Origin of the sequence: Luteimonas sp. J29 (assembly GCF_000472505.1) — a bacterium.
In the GTDB taxonomy this organism is placed as follows: Bacteria; Pseudomonadota; Gammaproteobacteria; order Xanthomonadales; family Xanthomonadaceae; genus Luteimonas.
The window spans coordinates 1-15,102 of the sequence record NZ_AWZR01000007.1 but is presented as its reverse complement, the minus strand read 5'-3'; the positions used below and the strand labels follow the sequence as shown (position 1 = coordinate 15,102).

At 72.1% G+C, this 15,102-nt stretch carries 13 protein-coding genes and 1 pseudogene; 6 read left to right on the top strand and 8 right to left on the bottom strand.

Features of this window, described 5'->3' with window-relative positions; translation table 11 throughout:
* Positions 1-30 precede the first annotated feature (30 nt).
* Positions 31-1,290, top strand: coding sequence for a threonine/serine exporter family protein (locus LUTJ29_RS0112155; RefSeq protein WP_027072751.1), 1,260 nt, complete (start codon positions 31-33; stop codon positions 1,288-1,290).
* 112 nt (positions 1,291-1,402) lie between these two features.
* Here LUTJ29_RS0112155 and LUTJ29_RS0112150 read toward each other — a convergent pair.
* The 4 genes and pseudogenes from LUTJ29_RS0112150 to LUTJ29_RS0112135 all read right to left on the bottom strand — a co-directional run.
* Positions 1,403-1,768: pseudogene (locus tag LUTJ29_RS0112150) on the bottom strand (H-NS histone family protein); the annotation flags it as partial.
* A 140-nt stretch (positions 1,769-1,908) separates the two neighbouring features.
* Positions 1,909-3,612 carry a proline--tRNA ligase gene (locus tag LUTJ29_RS0112145; protein WP_027072749.1) on the bottom strand — a complete coding sequence of 568 codons (1,704 nt, stop codon included), beginning with the start codon at positions 3,610-3,612 and terminating at the stop codon, positions 1,909-1,911.
* A 58-nt stretch (positions 3,613-3,670) separates the two neighbouring features.
* A complete protein-coding gene (locus LUTJ29_RS0112140) occupies positions 3,671-3,961 on the bottom strand; it encodes a DUF4124 domain-containing protein (protein ID WP_186441931.1) in 291 nt (96 codons plus the stop codon).
* 9 nt (positions 3,962-3,970) lie between these two features.
* Positions 3,971-4,354 (bottom strand): DUF4124 domain-containing protein, encoded by a 384-nt coding sequence (locus LUTJ29_RS0112135; RefSeq protein WP_043741410.1) that lies wholly within the window; start codon positions 4,352-4,354, stop codon positions 3,971-3,973.
* A gap of 144 nt (positions 4,355-4,498) precedes the next feature.
* Here LUTJ29_RS0112135 and pssA point away from each other — a divergent pair, with 144 nt between their 5' ends.
* From pssA to rimI, 3 genes are read left to right on the top strand one after another with little or no spacing between them, the layout of a single operon-like run.
* Positions 4,499-5,275 (top strand): CDP-diacylglycerol--serine O-phosphatidyltransferase, encoded by a 777-nt coding sequence (gene pssA / locus LUTJ29_RS0112130; RefSeq protein ID WP_027072746.1) that lies wholly within the window; start codon positions 4,499-4,501, stop codon positions 5,273-5,275.
* Complete coding sequence (locus LUTJ29_RS17325) at positions 5,272-5,592, top strand: hypothetical protein (RefSeq protein ID WP_051322983.1); 321 nt, start codon at positions 5,272-5,274, stop codon at positions 5,590-5,592. The genes pssA and LUTJ29_RS17325 overlap by 4 nt, the downstream gene beginning before the upstream one ends.
* Positions 5,589-6,095, top strand: a complete 507-nt coding sequence (gene rimI, locus LUTJ29_RS0112120; protein WP_027072745.1) for a ribosomal protein S18-alanine N-acetyltransferase — start codon at positions 5,589-5,591, stop codon at positions 6,093-6,095. The genes LUTJ29_RS17325 and rimI overlap by 4 nt, the downstream gene beginning before the upstream one ends.
* An 8-nt stretch (positions 6,096-6,103) precedes the next feature.
* Here rimI and LUTJ29_RS0112115 read toward each other — a convergent pair whose 3' ends face one another.
* The 4 genes from LUTJ29_RS0112115 to LUTJ29_RS0112100 form a co-directional block, all read right to left on the bottom strand.
* Positions 6,104-7,702: an amidohydrolase family protein gene (locus LUTJ29_RS0112115; protein WP_027072744.1), complete on the bottom strand. Its 1,599-nt coding sequence runs from the start codon at positions 7,700-7,702 to the stop codon at positions 6,104-6,106.
* A gap of 67 nt (positions 7,703-7,769) precedes the next feature.
* The gene (locus LUTJ29_RS0112110) at positions 7,770-10,598 is read right to left on the bottom strand and encodes a valine--tRNA ligase (RefSeq protein ID WP_027072743.1); all 2,829 of its coding nucleotides are present in this window, start codon (positions 10,596-10,598) and stop codon (positions 7,770-7,772) included.
* Between the two features lie 79 nt (positions 10,599-10,677).
* Entirely contained in the window at positions 10,678-11,103 is a 426-nt protein-coding gene (locus tag LUTJ29_RS0112105; protein ID WP_027072742.1) for a DNA polymerase III subunit chi, read from the bottom strand.
* Between the two features lie 89 nt (positions 11,104-11,192).
* The gene (locus tag LUTJ29_RS0112100; RefSeq protein ID WP_027072741.1) at positions 11,193-12,671 is read right to left on the bottom strand and encodes a leucyl aminopeptidase; all 1,479 of its coding nucleotides are present in this window, start codon (positions 12,669-12,671) and stop codon (positions 11,193-11,195) included.
* Between the two features lie 128 nt (positions 12,672-12,799).
* On the opposite strand from LUTJ29_RS0112100, the gene lptF reads away from it, so the two are divergent.
* Both lptF and lptG read left to right on the top strand, forming a co-directional pair.
* Entirely contained in the window at positions 12,800-13,879 is a 1,080-nt protein-coding gene (lptF, locus tag LUTJ29_RS0112095) for an LPS export ABC transporter permease LptF (protein WP_027072740.1), read from the top strand.
* Positions 13,880-13,892: 13 nt separating this feature from the next.
* A complete protein-coding gene (gene lptG / locus LUTJ29_RS0112090; protein ID WP_027072739.1) occupies positions 13,893-14,999 on the top strand; it encodes an LPS export ABC transporter permease LptG in 1,107 nt (368 codons plus the stop codon).
* The last annotated feature ends 103 nt before the right edge of the window (positions 15,000-15,102 follow it).

The following is a 15,102-nucleotide window of genomic DNA, read 5'->3' as shown; positions in this document are numbered from 1 at the left end:
CGCCGGCGCGGGTCATGCGATCCTGTCGCCATGCCTGCACCGCAGATGCCCACCGCCGCCAGCGCCGCGGCCTTCGCCACCCGCATCGAGTTCGTGGTCGAGCTCGCCGGGCAGCTGCACCGCTACGGCACCACCGCGCAGCGCCTGGAAGGCGCCATCGAGGCGGTCGCGCGGCGCCTGGGGCTCGACTGCGAGCCGTGGAGCAACCCCACCGGCCTGATCCTGAGCTTCAGCGATCCGCAACAGCCGCCGGGCGTCAGCCATACCACCCGCGTGATCCGGCTGCCGCCGGGCGAGACCAACCTCCACAAGTTGTGCGAGGCCGACCGGATCGCGGAGGAGGTGCTGGCCGGCCGCCTCGACATCGTCGAAGGGCACGCGGCCCTGCGCGCGCTCAAGCGCGATGGCGGCTGGCGCAGCCACCTGCAGCAGGTCGTGGGGTTCGGGTTGGCGGCAGCGAGCATGGCCGGGCTGCTGCGGCTGCCGTGGCTGGACATCGCCACCGCCGCGGTGATCGGGACCCTGGTCGGCCTGCTCGGCATCCTCAGCCGCGGCCGTCCGCAGATGCGCGAAGCCGACGAAGTGTTGGCCGGCGTGGTGGCCGGCGGGTTGGCCGCGCTGGTGGCCACCTTCGTGGCGCCGCTCAACCTCAACACCGTCGTCATCGCCTCGATGATCGTGCTGATGCCAGGCATGGCGCTCACCAATGCGTTCAGCGAGCTCACCAGCCAGCACCTGATCTCGGGCACCGCGCGCCTGTTCGGGGCGCTGGCCACGCTGCTCAAGCTCACGGTGGGCACGATGATCGCGCTGATCGCGCTGCAGCTGCTCGGCCTGGAGCCGCAGGTGCGCGCGCTGCGGCCGCAGCCGGCCTGGGTGGAGTGGGGCGCGGTGGTGACGGCGTCCTGGGCCTTCGCCGCGCTGTTCCGCAGCGGGCGGCGCGACATCGCGCTGGTGATGGCCGCGGCGATCGCCGGTTACCAGATCTCGCGCCTGGGCGGGCAATGGCTGGGCAGCCCGATCGGGGTGTTCCTTTCGGCGCTGGTGATCACCGTGGCCGGCAACGGCTACGCGCAATGGCGCAACCGGCCGGGGGCGCTGATCCGGGTGCCGGGCATCATCATGCTCGTCCCGGGCAGCACCAGCCTGCGCACCTTGCTGGTGGCGGTGCAGCAGCAGGACGTGGTCGCGGGCCAGCAGGCGGCGATCACGGTGGTCAACGTGCTGCTGGCGCTGATCGCGGGCCTGCTGGTGGGCAACCTGCTGCTGCCGGCGCGGCGCAGCCTCTGAGCCGGGGCCGCAGGCCGCCAGGCCCCGGGCGCGGCGGGCGACCACCGGAAACGAAGAACGCCGGCATGGCCGGCGTTCCCCGCGCAGGCCTGGCGCGCGGCCGGCCCTACTTCTTCCTGATCAGGAAATCCTCGAGCTTCTTGCCCTTGGCGATCTGCGCGGCCAGCCAGCGCGGCTGCTTGCCGCGGCCGGTCCAGGTTTCGGAGGGGTTGGCCGGATTGCGGTACTTCGGCGGCACCTTGCCCAGCTTGCGCCCGGTGGCCTTCTTCGCGGCCTTCCTGCCGGGTGCCTTCGCGGCGCGGCCGCCGGCGCCGAACAGTTCCTCGATGGTGTAACCCTCGGCGGTGGCGAAATCGACGATCCGCTTGCGGATCGCGGCGATCGGCTTGCGCTTCCTGAGCACGGTCTTGCGACGCTTGGCCTCGGCGATGAGGTTGTCGAGTTCCTTGGGAGAAAGTGCAGTCAAATCGATTGCCATCAAAACTTGCTCCGGTCTGAAAATGGGAAGTCCCGTCCTTGGCACGCGCGCAATGATAATGGATGCGGCGATCGGGTTCCCGCGGAGCGGCGCCGGATAATGCGGCGCGAATAGTTCGGGCGATTATCCGCGGAAACCGTTCATGCTCGGGCCAGCCGCGTGAACAGCGCGTCGCGGTCGAGCTGCTCGGATGCGGCGGCGCTCCGGGCCCGGTATTCGAAGGTGCCCGCGGCCAGGCCGCGTTCGGACACCACCACCCGGTGCGGGATGCCGATCAGCTCGATGTCCGCGAACATCGCCCCGGGCCGCAGGCCGCGGTCGTCGAGCGCGGTTTCCACGCCGGCGGCGATGAGGTCGCGGTACAGGCTTTCCGCGGCCGCGGTCACTTCCGGGTTGCCCTTGGGATTGATCATGCACACCACCGCGCGCCATGGCGCCATCGCCTCCGGCCAGCGGATACCGGCCTCGTCGTGGTTCTGCTCGATCGCCGCGGCGACGATGCGCGAGACGCCGATGCCGTAGCAGCCCATGGACGGGTGCACCGGCTGGCCCGATTCGTCGAGCACGGTGCAGCCCATCGCTTCGGAGTAGCGCTTGCCCAGCGCGAACACGTGGCCTACCTCGATGCCGCGGGCCAGCGACAGCACGCCCTTGCCGTCGGGCGACGGGTCGCCGGCGACCACGTTGCGGATATCGGCCACCACGTGCGGTTCGGGGAGGTCGCGGCCCCAGTTCACCCCCGCCAGGTGCGCGCCCGGTGCGTTGGCGCCGACCACGAAATCGGCCATCGCCGCCACGCTGCGGTCGGCCAGCACGCGCACGTCGTCGCGCACGCCCACCGGGCCGAGGAAGCCGGGTTCGCAGCCCAGGTGCGCCTGGATCTCGGCCTCGGTGGCCATGCGGAACCCGGCCATGCCGGGGACCTTGGCCAGCTTGATCTCGTTGACCACGTGGTCGCCCCGCACCAGCGCGAGCACGAAGCCTTCCTCGGCCATCAGCGCCACCGACTTGACCGTGCGCGCGAGCGGGATCCCGAGCAGCGCGGCGACGTCCTCGCAGGTCTTCTGCACCGGGGTGTCGACCTTGCGCATCGGCTCCGACGGGGCGGGGCGTTCGCCCGGCGCGAGCGCTTCGGCCAGTTCGACGTTGGCCGCGTAGCCGGAGGACTCGCAGAAGGCCAGCGCGTCCTCGCCCGAGTCGGCCAGCACGTGGAACTCGTGCGAGGCGCTGCCGCCGATCGCGCCGGTGTCGGCCGCGACCGCGCGGAAGCGCAGGCCCAGGCGGGTGAAGATCCGCTCGTAGGCCTCGTACATCGGGCGGTAGCCGTTCTCGAGCAGGTCCTGCTCGTCCACGTGGAAGGAGTACGCATCCTTCATGACGAACTCGCGCGCGCGCATCACGCCGAAGCGCGGCCGGATCTCGTCGCGGAACTTGGTGGTGATCTGGTAGAAATTGACCGGCAGCTGGCGGTAGCTGCTGAACTCCTGGCGGAAGAAGTCGGTCACGGCCTCTTCGGCAGTCGGGGTGAAGCAGTACTCGTGCTCCTTGCGGTCGCGGATCTTGAGCAGCTGCGGGCCGAACTTCTCCCAGCGCCCGGTTTCCTCCCACAGTTCGCGCGGCTGCACCGAGGGCATCGCCATCTCGAGCGCGCCGGCGCGGTCCATCTCCTCGCGCACCACGGCCTCCACCTTGCGCAGCACCCGCAGGCCCAGCGGCGACCAGGTGTACAGCCCGGCGGCCAGGCGGCGGATCATGCCGGCGCGGAGCATCAGCCGGTGGCTGGCGATCTCGGCTTCGGCGGGGGTTTCCTTCTCGGTGCGGAGGTGGAACTGCGACAGGCGCATCGTCGGGCTCGGGACAGCGGGATGCGCATTCTGCCATGCGACCCGCCCGCGGCCGCGCTCACTGCCCGCGTCCGGCCTCGAGCGCGGGGTTGGGATCGATGGTGTTGCGCCGTTCCAGCGCCGCCACGTCGACCACGGTGTATTCGCGGCCGGCGGGCGGAACGTCGGTGACCTGCACCACCCCGTTGGCATCGCGCCAGCGGTACAGCACCTGGCCGCGCTGCGCGCCCGGGGGTGCCGGTTCACCGACTTCGCCGCTCCCCGCGTCCGTTCCGGGCGACCGATCGCGCGCCAGCCACCAGGCCAGCACGCCGGCGCCCAGGGCGCCCGCGACTGCGGCCCAGGCCACGCGCACGGGTCAGCCCGCGGGCGTGTCGCAGTAGGCCTTGACCGCGGCCCTGGCCAGCTCGAGCTGGGCCGCGCGCTCGGCGTCGTTCAGTGCCCGCCCGGGCTGTCCGTCCTCGCCCGCCTCGTGCACGGGCTGGTTGCCGCTGAGCGCGGCCACGTTGCCGCGGGCGGTCGCGCAGTTGGGGTTCTCCTCGACCGTCGTGGGCGCGCTGGCCTGCGCGGTGGAGGCGCCGGTCGAGGTGATCTGCCGCAGCTGGTAGGCGCCACTGGGCGGGGGCGTCTGCGAGTAATGGGTGACGCCGTTGGCGTCCTTCCACTGGTAGACCTCCCCGGCGAAGGCCGCGGCGGAGGCGGTCAGGCCGGCAACGAACACCAGGAGGGTGAGACGGGGCATCGGCAGGCTCCTGCGGGGGACGTGGTCCGGCGCCGATTGCAGCATCGGCCCGGCCCCCGCGCAAGCGCGATGGTGCGGAAACGTGACTGGCGACGGCAGCCGCGGCGGTGCGCGGGGCCGTGGCGGCGGCGCTACACTGCGCGGATGGAGCCCCAGACGACGCCGCCCGCGCGCGGCCGCGGCATCTACCTGCTGCCCAACCTGTTCACCACCGGCGGCCTGTTCGCGGGCTTCTTCGCCATCATCGCCTCGTCCCAGGGGCGCTACGGCGCCGCCTGCATCGCGATCTTCGTGGCCGCGATCCTCGACGGCATCGACGGCCGCGTGGCGCGCCTGACCAACACCCAGAGCGAGTTCGGGGTGCAGTACGACTCGCTGGCCGACCTGGTGAGCTTCGGCATGGCCCCGGCGCTGGTGATGTACCACTGGGCGCTGGCCTCGATGAAGCTCGACGGGCCGACCCTGGGCAAGATCGGCTGGCTGGCGGCGTTCCTGTACGCGGCCTGCGCCGCGCTGCGCCTGGCGCGCTTCAACAGCCAGGTCGGCACCGTGGACCGGCGCTGGTTCATCGGCCTGGCCAGCCCGGCGGCGGCGGGACTGATGGCCAGCTTCGTCTGGACCTGCCACGAGCTCGACTACGCCGGCGAGGAACTGCGCTACGGCGCACTGGTGGTGACCGTGGTCGCCGGCCTGCTGATGGTCAGCCGGCTGCGCTACAACAGCTTCAAGGGCAGCGGCACCGGGCCGCGCGCGGAGCGGGTGCCGTTCGTGGCCCTGCTGATCGCGGTCGGCGTGCTGATCGCGCTGTGGGTCGATCCGCCCAAGACGCTGCTCGCCGCGTCCACGCTGTATGCGCTGTCGGGCCCGGTGCTGTGGTTCTGGCGCCGCCAGGAAGCGGCGCAGCAGGCAGGGGCGCCATGAGCTTCGACCCGCTGCAGCGCGAGTGCCTGGAGGCGATGGGGTTCACCGTCTTCGCGCTGGCGGGCCGGGCGGACGCCGGGCCGGTCCCGCCGCCCGCGGCCGATCCGGCGCCCCCCAGGGGCGATGTCCGGCGTCCGCCACCGCCCGACCGGCTGCTGCTGGCATTGCTGCGCGCTGCGGGATGCGGCCCCGACGACGCGGCCGCGCTGGAACTGTGCCGGTCCCTGCTGCCGCCAGGCGGCCTGCGCGACGCGCGCGCGCGGCGCGCTCTGTGGCCACGGCTGCGCGCGCTGCGGGCCCGGACGGCGCGGGGATGAACGCCGTGGCGGGCACGGCGGACCGGCCACGCACCCGGTTGCGGCCGATGCGCGAGGACGATCTCGACGAGGTGATGCGGATCGAGGTCCGCGCCTATCCGTTCCCGTGGACGCAGGGCATCTTCCGCGACTGCCTGCGCGCCGGCTATCCGGCCTGGATCCTGGAATCGGACCAGGGCCCGATCGGCTACGGCGTGCTGAGCGTGGGCGCCGGCGAGGCCCACCTGCTCAACGTCTGCATCGATCCGGGCCACCAGGGCCGGGGCCACGGCCGCCGCCTGCTGCGCGGCCTCGAGCGCGTCGCGCGCGGGCAGGGGGCGGCGCGCGTGTTCCTGGAAGTGCGGCCGTCCAACCCGGTGGCGATCGCGCTGTACCAGGACGAGGGCTTCAACGAGATCGGCCGCCGCCCGCGCTACTACCCCGCGCATGACGGGCGCGAGGACGCCATCGTCATGGCCAAGGAACTGCTGGGCGACGACGCCGGGCGCATGCCCGGGTTCTAGCCGGGCGTTCAGAACGCGGGATCGCGCCAGGCGATCTCGCCGTCGACCACGGTCAGCACGCTCTGCGTGGCGGGCAGGGCCTCCAGCGGCAGGGCCGGGTCCAGCACGTCCTGCGACAGCACCGCGAGGTCGGCCAGCAGGCCGGGCGCGAGGCGTCCCTTCTCCTGTTCGGCGAACTCGGCGAAGGCGCTGCCGGCGGTGTAGGCGCGCAGCACCTGCTCGCGGGTCAGCGCCTGGTCGGGCCGCGTGGTGGGCGCGAGCGCGAACATCATGTTGAGCCAGGGATTGGGCGGGCCGTCGCTGCCCAGCGCCAGCGGCAGGCCGGCCTCGAGTACGTCCGACAGCGGGGAGAACCGGCGCTCGCGGACCAGGGCGGTGAACGGATGGTCGCCCGGCATGGCCAGGTGCGAGGGGTTCTGCACGACCACGATGCCGAACTGCACGGCACGCGCCATCAGCGCCGGGGTGAGCCCGTCGCCGTGCTCGAAGCGCAGCCGGCGCGCGCGCCACTGCGCGGGCGCGGCGATCGCCGCCATCGCGTCCATGACCGTGGCCGCGGCCACGTCGCCGCTCACGTGCAGCAGCAGCTGGTCCTCGCGCGCGAGGGCTTCGCGCAGCAGCGCCTCGATGCGCGCACGGTCGAAGTTGAGGCGTCCGGTCGCGCCGGTGTCGGGGTAGGGCACGGCCAGGGGCGCGGCCTGTTCGACCGGGGTGCCGTCGATGATCCACTTGGTGCCGGCGATGGTGACGCGCGGCGCGCCCGGCGGATGCCGCGCAAGCGCATCGGCGACGACGGGTTCGTCGAACGATCCCGGCAGCGGCAGCCGCACCAGGCGCAGGCGGGTGGGCGCGCCGGAGGCGCGCCACAGCTCGACGAAGCGCTCCGGCCGGATCCAGGTCATGGCCTGCAGCGAGGTGGTGCCCCAGCGCAGCGTGGCGTCCACGTACAGCTGGATCGACTTCGTCTCGCGGGCATCGGGCTGCGGCGGGGCCAGCGACAGGTTGCGCCATTGCGCGTACTCGTAGAGCCGGCCGTCGAAGCCGCCCTCGGCGCTGCCGTACCAGCCCCCCGGCACTTCCACGGCGGGGTCGATGCCCAGGGCGCGTTGCGCGGCGGTATTGAGCAGCGTGCCGTGGCCGGTGAACACCTGCAGCATCACCGGACGATCGGGCTGCAGGGTGTCCAGGCGGGCCTGGTGCCAGGCCGGGTCGTTCCAGACGGCGGCGCCGATGTCGCCCATGATCCAGCCGTCGCCGTCCCTGGCTTCGGCCGCAAGTGCGGCCTCGACCTCGGCGCTGCCGGGGTCCGGTGCGGGCAGGCTGAGGAACGTCGCCATCGGCGGCGCGCCCAGATGCACGTGGGCGTCGTTGATGCCCGGCACCACGCGCCGGCCGCCGAGGTCGATCGGCGTGGTGCCGGCCGGAAGCGCGGCAGCCGCGGTGGCCTCGTCCCCGACTGCGACGATGCGCCCGTCGCGGATCGCGATGGCGCTGGCTTCGCGCAGGTCGGGGTCGCCGGTCCAGATGCGGCCGTTGACCAGCAGCAGTTCGGCGGCGGACAGCGGCAGGGCGAGCGACAGGCAGGCGAGCAGCAGGACCAGGCGCATGCACGTTCTCCGGGCGTTTACCCGGAGAACGCGGGAACCGCGGCAAACCAGCCAGCCGCCCCCGGGCTCAGCCCAGGCGGGCGCGCTGCAGGCTCAGGGCGTCGTGCTGCGCGGTCCAGTCGGCCAGGCGCTGGCGCTCCTGTTCGACCACCGCGGCCGGCACCTTCTCGCTGAACTTCGCCAGCTTGGCCTGGCTCTTCTCCTTCTCGCCCGCCACCCGCGCGATCTCGCGGTCCAGGCGCGCGCGCTCGGCCTCCAGGTCCACCAGCCCTTCCAGCGGCACGAACAGCCTGAGCTCGCCGACCAGGCCGGCGGCGGCCGGCGGCGGCTCGCCCCCGATCGCGTCGATCCGCTCGAGCCGGGCCAGGAAGCGCAGCTGCGCGGCGAAGCGCTGCAGGCGCGCGTGGTCGTCCGCGGCACCGTGCTGGACCAGCAGCGCCACCTGGCGGTTGGGCGAGACGCCCAGCTCGCTGCGGATCCGGCGCAGCGCGGTGACCATCGCCTTGAGCCATTCCACGTCGGCCTCCGCGCGCGCGTGGTCGCCGGCGAAGTCGCCCGGCTCGGGGTAGCGCTGCAGCGAGATCGTCGCGCCTTCGATGCCCAGGCGTGGCGCGACGTGGCGCCACAGTTCCTCGGTGACGAACGGGACCAGCGGATGCGCCAGGCGCAGCAGTGCCTCGAGCACCGCCAGCAGGGTGCGGCGGGTGCTCGCCGCGGCGACCGCGTCGTCGCCGTTGAGCGCGGGCTTGGCCAGTTCCACGAACCAGTCGCAGAACTCGTTCCAGGCGAACTCGTACAGCGCCTGCGCGAGCAGGTCGAAACGGTAGCTGGCGAAGTGCTCGCGCGCCTGCGCGGCGGCGTGGGCGAGCCGCGACAGGATCCACTTCTCGGCGTCGGTGGCCGGCGACGCCGGGGCGGTGGCGGCGTCGAAGCCCTCCGTGTTCATCAGCACGAAGCGGGTCGCGTTCCACAGCTTGTTGCAGAAGTTCTTGTAGCCCTCGGCGCGGCCGAGGTCGAACTTGATGTCGCGGCCCGGCCCCGCCAGCGCGGCCATGGTGAAGCGCAGCGGGTCGGCGCCGTGCGCGGCGATGCCGTCGGGGAACTCCTTGCGCGTGGCCTTTTCGATCTTCGGCGCGTCCTTGGGCTTCATCAACCCGGTGGTGCGCTTGGCGACCAGCGCGTCGGCGCTGATGCCGTCGATGATGTCGAGCGGGTCGAGGATGTTGCCCTTCGACTTGGACATCTTCTGCCCGTCCTTGTCGCGGACCAGGCCGGTGATGTAGACGTCGTGGAACGGGATCTTCCCGGCCAGCGCGTCGGTCATCATGATCATGCGCGCGACCCAGAAGAAGATGATGTCGAAGCCGGTGACCAGCACGCTGCTGGGCACGAACGCGTCGAAGCCGCGCTCGCGCATCGCCTCTTCGTCCGGCCAGCCCATGGTGCTGATCGGCCACAGCGAGGACGAGAACCAGGTCTCGAGCACGTCGCTGTCCTGGCGCAGCGCCAGGTCCGCGGACAGGCCCGCGCGAGCGCGCGCGTCGGCCTCGTCGCGGCCGACGTACACGTTGCCCTGGTCGTCGTACCAGGCCGGGATGCGATGGCCCCACCAGAGCTGGCGGCTGATGGTCCAGTCCTGGATGTTCTCCATCCAGTGGCGGTAGGTGTTGATCCAGTTCGGCGGAACGAACTTCACCTGGCCGGATTCGACCAGTTCCATCCCGCGCCGCCCCATCCGGTCCATGCGCACGAACCACTGGTCGGTGAGATAGGGCTCGATCACCTGGCCGCTGCGATCGCCGCGCGGCACCTGCAGCCTGTGCGGCTTCGTCTCCGCGAGCAGGCCCAGCGCCTCGAGGTCGTCGAGTACGGCCTTGCGGGCCTCGTAGCGGTCGAGGCCGCGATACTTCACCGGCGCTTCGTCGTTGACGGTCGCGGTGCCGGTGAAGATGTTGATCATCGGCAGGCCGTGGCGCTGGCCCACCGCGTAGTCGTTGAAGTCGTGCGCCGGGGTGACCTTGACCACGCCGGTGCCGAAGTCGCGGTCGACGTAGTCGTCGGTGATCAGCGGGATGCGGCGGCCGCTCAGCGGCAGCTCGACGAAGGCGCCGTGCAGGGCGGCGTAGCGCGGGTCGTCCGGGTGCACCATCACCGCGGTGTCGCCGAGCATGGTCTCGGGACGGGTGGTGGCCACGACCAGGTAGTCGCGCGTCTCGCGCAGCACCTCGTTGCCGTCGGCGTCGCGCTCGACGTGTTCGTACGTGCGGCCATCGGCCAGCGGGTAGCGGATCGACCACAGGAACCCGTCCTCCTCCTCGCTCACCACCTCGAGATCGGAGACCGCGGTCTGCAGCACCGGGTCCCAGTTCACCAGGCGCTTGCCGCGGTAGATCAGGCCCTGCTCGTGCAGGCGTACGAAGGCCTCGACCACGGCCTTCGACGGGCCCTCGTCCATGGTGAACACCTTGCGCGACCAGTCGCCCGAGGCGCCCAGGCGCCGCATCTGGCGCTCGATGGTGTCGCCCGACTGCTGCTTCCACTCCCAGACCTTCGCGATGAAGCCCTCGCGGCCGAGCGAATCGCGCGTCTCGCCGGTGCCGGCGATGGCGAGGTTGCGGCTGACCACCATCTCGGTGGCGATGCCGGCGTGGTCGGTGCCCATCTGCCACAGCGTGCGGTAGCCGCGCATGCGGTGGTAGCGCACCAGCGCGTCCTGCAGCGTGTGCTGGAAGGCGTGGCCCATGTGCAGGGTGCCGGTGACGTTCGGCGGCGGCAGCAGGATGGTGTAGGCCGGGCCGTCGCCGCGCGGGGCGAACACGCCCGACGCCTCCCATTCGGCGTAGAGGCGCGATTCGAAGCTGCCGGGGTCGTAGCTGGGGGCGAGTTGGTCGGTCATGGCGGTCTTGTCGTCGGCGGTGCGTCGCGGCGGGCCGGCTGCCCGGAAACGGGGCGCCGGGTCGCGGCTGAAGCCGCTCCTACATGTCGTACTTGTTGAGTTCCAAGCCCTGGGCCTTGTAGTGCTTCCAGCGCTCGCGCAGCGGCCCGCGCGCGGATTCGTCGGCCGGCACCACTTCCAGCACCCGCTCGAAATCCCCGGCGACCGGCGCGTCGCGCAGGTTGAGCACCAGCGGCCGCATCGGCGTGCCGGTCTGCGGATCGGCGATCAGCACGGGCGTGACGTCGTCCTCGTCGTCGCGGCCGGCGATCTGGTGCGGGATGTATTCGTCCTCGCCCATGTCCCAGAGCAGATCGTCGAGCTCCTCGGCCTGGGCCGTGTCGCGGGCCAGCACCAGGGTCCAGAGGTTCGCGTGGTAGGCCTTGCGCACCAGCTCGCAGACCAGGCGCAGGGGCTGGTCGCGGAAACGGGGCTTGGCGATCAGGTAGAAGTCGGCGCGCGGCATGGCGGGGCAGGGGTTCCTTTCAGGTGCGTGCTGTCGCCCGGGTCAGGGGCCGGGCCACGCGGCCGCGGGCCACCCGCCACGCGCCGGCCTCAGCGGGCGCCGGCGCGGTCGAGCAGCCACTGGCTCAGCAGGCCGACCGGCCGGCCGGTGGCCATGCCCATCTTGCCGTCGCTGTTGGCGCTGCCGGCGATGTCCAGGTGCGCCCAGCGCTGGCCCTCGGCGAAACGCGAGAGGAAGCAGCCGGCGGTGATCGCGCCGCCCCAGCGGCCGCCGATGTTGTAGACGTCGGCGAAGTTGGAGTCGAGCAGGGTCTGGTACTCGTCCCACAGGGGCAGGCGCCAGGCGCGGTCGAACACGTCTTCGCCCGCGGACAGCAGTTCCTGGGCCAGGTCGTCGTGCCTGGTCATCAGGCCGGAGGCGAAGCGGCCCAGCGCCACCATGCAGGCGCCGGTCAGCGTGGCCACGTCCACCAGCGCCTGCGGATTGAAGCGCTCGGCGTAGGTCAGCGCGTCGCACAGGATCAGGCGGCCCTCGGCGTCGGTGTTGCCGACCTCGATGGTCTTGCCCGACATCGAGGTGATGACGTCGGACGGACGGTAGGCATTGCCGTCGATCGCGTTCTCGACCGCGGGCACCACCACCACGAGGTTGATCGGGAGCTTGAGGCCGACCGCGGAGACGAAGGTGCCGAGCACGCCGGCCGCGCCGCACATGTCGTACTTCATCTCCTCGATCCCGCCCTGGGTCTTGAGGTTGACGCCGCCGGTGTCGAAGGTGATGCCCTTGCCCACCAGCACGTACGGACGGGCATCGCCGCCGCCGTTCCACTTCAGCACCACCAGGCGCGGGCGGTTGGCCGAGCCGCGCGCGACCGCGAGCAGCGCGCCCATGCCCAGCTGCTCCATCCGGTCCTCTTCCAGCACCTCGACCTCGACGCCGTCCACGCGCGACGCGAACTCGCGCGCCTGCCCGGCGACATAGGCCGGGTTGCAGATGTTCGGCGGCAGGTTGCCGAGCTCGCGCGCGAACTCCACGCCCGCGGCGATCGCCTTGCCCTGCTCCAGCGCCTGTTCGTCGTCGCCCTGGACGGCGAGCGCGGACAGGCCGCTTTCCTCGCGCTTCTTGTTCTTCGCGCCGAGGGTGGCGACGTAGCGGTACGCGGCGTGGTCGGCGGCGATGACCGCCTGGCGCACCGCCCAGGCCGCGTCGCGGCCCTCGACCGGCAGATCGGTCAACGTCAGCAACGCCTTCTTCACGGGCCCGGTACGCAGCGCGCGCACCGCGTCGGCCACCGCCTTGAGGTATTGGGGCACGCCGAACTTGGCGCGCTCGCCGAGCCCGACCACCAGCACCCGGGGCGCGGCCACCCCGGGCAGGTCGTGCAGCATCTGGGTGCGGCCGGTGGCGCCGGACACGTCGCCGCGCGCGGCGAGCGCGGCCAGGCGACCCTCGCGGTCGAGCGACTGCGCGGCGGGCGTGAGCGCGCCGCCGGTGAACGCGCCTACCACGATGCAGTCGGTCGCGACTTCCGCGGCCGGGCCGCGGTTCAGGGTGAATTCGAGGGTCATTGATCAGATTCCGAGGGGACTTCCGTACAATCGGCGCCCGGACGCGGCCTTGCGGGCCCCGGGACGCGCCGAGGCCGTGCCGGCACGGTCCGGACGCAACGCCCTAGTCTAATCCAAGCCCCCAGCCGATGCCGAAGCTCGACAGCTACCTGTTCCGCGAATTCGCGCAGACCACGTTCGCGGCGCTGGTGGTGCTGATGGTCGTGAGCCTGGGCGCGGTGTTCGCCGACGTGCTGGGCGACATCGTCCGCGGCCGGGTCCCGGCGGGGATGATGCTGGCCCAGCTCGGCCTGCAGGTCCTCAACTACCTGCCGATGATCCTGCCCCTGGGCCTGATGCTGGGCCTGCTGATGGGGGTGGGGCGCCTGTACCGCGACAGCGAGATGCCGGTGCTGACCTCGATCGGGGTCGGCCCGGTGCGGCTGCTGCGCCCGCTGATGATGCTGGTGGGGCCGTTCGTGCTGGTGATCGCGGCCTGCTCGATGTGGCTGGGGCCGTGGGCGCGCGAGTACTCGCAGCGGATGATCGAGGTCGGCCAGCGCAGCCTGCTCGTCGCCGGCCTGGAGGCCGGCCGCTTCGTCGAGCTGCCGGGCGGCGGCGGGGTGGTGTACGCCAACGCCATGTCCAACGACGGCACCTGGCTCGGGCGCGTGTTCATCTATCGCCAGGACGAGGGCCGGATGGACGTCACCTCGGCCCGCACCGGTACCCTCACCGTCGAGGGCACCACCCGCTACCTGACCCTCGACGAGGGCTTCCGGGTCGAGGGTCCCATGGACGGCGGCAGGGATTTCCGCCTGATGCGCTACGCCAGCAACGAGGTGCGGCTGCCCGACGCCGAGTCGCGCGACATCGACGACGACCCCGAGCTGATGCCCACCCTCACCCTGCTGGGCGACGGCCGCCGGGAAGCGCGCGCGCAGCTGCATTTCCGCATCGCGCCGCCGCTGCTGGCGTTGGCCTTCGCCCTGCTGGCGGTGCCGCTGGCGCGCAGCCCGCCGCGGCAGGCGCGCTGGGGCCGGATCCTGATGGGCCTGCTGGCCTACGTGTTCGGGGTGAACCTGATGCTGCTGGGCACCAACGGCCTGGCCTCGGGCAAGCTGCCGGTGGCCGCGGGCCTGTGGTGGCTGCTGCTGCCGCTTCTGGCGCTCGGGGCCTGGATGTACTTCGGCGACGGCCGCGTGCGCCGGCCGCGGCGGCGCTCGTGAACGGGCCGGCGCGATGAGGCCGATCCTGCGCCTGCACGACCTGCTGGTGGCCCGCGTGGTCATCGGCACCATCCTGCTCACCTGGGCGGTGCTGACCGGCCTCGACCTGGTGCTGGCCACGGTCGACGAACTGCGCAGCGTGGGCCAGGGCCGCTACGGCATGTTCGAGGCGGTGACCTACATCGCCCACACGATCCCGCGGCGCCTGTACATGATGTTCCCGACCGCGGCGGTGATCGGCTCGCTGATGGGCCTGGGCCAGCTGGCGGCCAGCTCCGAGCTGACCGCGCTGCGCGCGCTGGGCCTGTCGCGCAAGCGCCTGGCCGCCTCGGTGGCGCTGCCGCTGCTGGTGCTGACCGGACTGATGATGGTCAACGCCGAGACGCTCGCCCCCTGGGCGCAGCGCAGCGGCGACGTGATGAAGTCGGCCGCGCGCTCCAACGACATGATGGTCGCCCAGTTCTCCGGCCTGTGGGCGCGCGAGGGCGACGTGTTCCTCAACGCCCAGTCCGGCCGCGAGCGCAGCGAAGGCGACGAAAGCTGGCTGGAACTGCACGACGTGCGCCTGTTCGAGTTCGAGCCCGACGGCCGCCTGGCGTCCATCGCCCACGCGCGCGTGGCCGAGCACCGGCCGAACGGCTGGCTGCTGCGCGACGTGCGCCGCACCCGCTTCGAGGAGCGGTCCCTGACCCAGGTGGACATCCCCGAGGAGCGCTGGGAATCCAGCCTGGACGCCGCCGCGCTGGCCGCCAGCGCCAGCATCTGGCGCCCGCGCTACATGAGCGCGGCGGAACTGCGCCAGGGCATCGACTACCGCAAGCGCAACCAGCTCGATGCCAGCGAGTTCGAAGAGCACTACTGGGGACACTGGTTCTACCCGTTCAACGTGCTGGCGCTGTGCCTGGCGGCGATCCCGTTCGCCTTCGGCAGCCTGCGCAGCGGCGGCCTGGGCCGGCGCCTGTTCATCGGCGTGGTGTTCGCGCTCGGCTTCTGGCTGCTGCAGAACCAGGTGGTGAAGCTGGCGGCGGTGTACGGCTTCGATTACCGCGTGGCCTACGCGATCCCCCCCCTGGCCATGCTCGCCGTCTCCTGGTTCCTCTTCAGGAGGAGGAGTGGGTGAGGAGAGGGCGCTTGCGAGGCACTGCCTCGCGCCCTCTCCGAACGCCCGGCGCGCTGCGCCGGGCCGGACGTCAAGGAAGGTTTGCGGGACCGCTTGCGAGGCA

Excerpts from the sequence above, each read along its gene's own strand:
- LUTJ29_RS0112135 (WP_043741410.1), bottom strand. The coding sequence starts at position 4,354 with ATGCCCCGTCTCACCCTCCTGGTGTTCGTTGCCGGCCTGACCGCCTCC.
- LUTJ29_RS0112145 (WP_027072749.1), bottom strand. The coding sequence starts at position 3,612 with ATGCGCCTGTCGCAGTTCCACCTCCGCACCGAGAAGGAAACCCCCGCC.
- pssA (WP_027072746.1), top strand. The coding sequence starts at position 4,499 with ATGGAGCCCCAGACGACGCCGCCCGCGCGCGGCCGCGGCATCTACCTG.
- LUTJ29_RS0112110 (WP_027072743.1), bottom strand. The coding sequence starts at position 10,598 with ATGACCGACCAACTCGCCCCCAGCTACGACCCCGGCAGCTTCGAATCG.
- LUTJ29_RS17325 (WP_051322983.1), top strand. The coding sequence starts at position 5,272 with ATGAGCTTCGACCCGCTGCAGCGCGAGTGCCTGGAGGCGATGGGGTTC.
- lptF (WP_027072740.1), top strand. The coding sequence starts at position 12,800 with ATGCCGAAGCTCGACAGCTACCTGTTCCGCGAATTCGCGCAGACCACG.
- LUTJ29_RS0112105 (WP_027072742.1), bottom strand. The coding sequence starts at position 11,103 with ATGCCGCGCGCCGACTTCTACCTGATCGCCAAGCCCCGTTTCCGCGAC.
- lptG (WP_027072739.1), top strand. The coding sequence starts at position 13,893 with ATGAGGCCGATCCTGCGCCTGCACGACCTGCTGGTGGCCCGCGTGGTC.
- rimI (WP_027072745.1), top strand. The coding sequence starts at position 5,589 with ATGAACGCCGTGGCGGGCACGGCGGACCGGCCACGCACCCGGTTGCGG.
- LUTJ29_RS0112115 (WP_027072744.1), bottom strand. The coding sequence starts at position 7,702 with ATGCGCCTGGTCCTGCTGCTCGCCTGCCTGTCGCTCGCCCTGCCGCTG.
- LUTJ29_RS0112100 (WP_027072741.1), bottom strand. The coding sequence starts at position 12,671 with ATGACCCTCGAATTCACCCTGAACCGCGGCCCGGCCGCGGAAGTCGCG.
- LUTJ29_RS0112155 (WP_027072751.1), top strand. The coding sequence starts at position 31 with ATGCCTGCACCGCAGATGCCCACCGCCGCCAGCGCCGCGGCCTTCGCC.